The sequence below is a fragment of the Citrobacter sp. R-1.5.2 genome (genome assembly GCF_035064245.1).
In the GTDB taxonomy this organism is placed as follows: domain Bacteria; phylum Pseudomonadota; class Gammaproteobacteria; order Enterobacterales; family Enterobacteriaceae; genus Citrobacter.
This window is the reverse complement of sequence record NZ_JASEYC010000114.1, coordinates 1-259: the sequence shown is the minus strand read 5'-3', so window position 1 is coordinate 259 and position 259 is coordinate 1. Positions and strand designations below refer to the sequence as shown.

The window sequence follows — 259 nt, the reverse complement described above, 5'->3', positions numbered from 1 at the left end:
TGAATGGGTTCATGTGCAGCTCCATCAGCAAAAGGGGATGATAAGTTTATCACCACCGACTATTTGCAACAGTGCCTCTCGATAGGTATAGTGTTTTGCAGTTTAGAGGAGATATCGCGATGCATACGCGGAAGGCAATAACGGAGGCAATTCGAAAATTAGGAGTCCAAACCGGTGACCTGTTGATGGTGCATGCCTCACTTAAAGCGATTGGTCCGGTCGAAGGAGGAGCGGAGACGGTCGTTGCCGCGTTACGCTC

Annotated in this window: 1 protein-coding gene; it reads left to right on the top strand. The window is 49.8% G+C overall.

What is annotated here, in order from left to right; genetic code table 11:
• Nucleotides 1-119: 119 nt before the first annotated feature.
• The coding region (locus tag QMN38_RS26850; RefSeq protein ID WP_171871877.1) for an AAC(3) family N-acetyltransferase at nucleotides 120-259 on the top strand (140 nt) is incomplete at its 3' end.